Here is a 238-nt window from a genome sequence, read left to right on the forward strand (position 1 = left end):
AACTTTCGCCAACCACGACAGGATCCTCCCCATGCCTTCTTTCAAGACCCTCGACGATCTTTCCGACATCCGCGGCAAGCGCGTTCTCGTCCGCGTCGACCTCAACGTCCCGGTGAAAGACGGCAAGGTCACCGATGTGACGCGCATCGAGCGTGTGGCGCCGACGATCCTCGAATTGTCCGAAAAGGGTGCCAAGGTGATCCTGCTGGCCCATTTTGGCCGGCCGAAGGATGGCCCA

At 60.5% G+C, this 238-nt stretch carries 1 protein-coding gene; it reads left to right on the forward strand.

Annotated elements, in window-relative coordinates; genetic code table 11:
• Window positions 1-31: 31 nt before the first annotated feature.
• On the forward strand, window positions 32-238 hold a 207-nt coding region (pgk, locus tag EOD29_RS34860; RefSeq protein ID WP_127248917.1), incomplete at its 3' end, for a phosphoglycerate kinase.

The sequence above is a fragment of the Mesorhizobium sp. M1A.T.Ca.IN.004.03.1.1 genome (assembly GCF_003997555.1).
Lineage (GTDB): Bacteria > Pseudomonadota > Alphaproteobacteria > Rhizobiales > Rhizobiaceae > Mesorhizobium.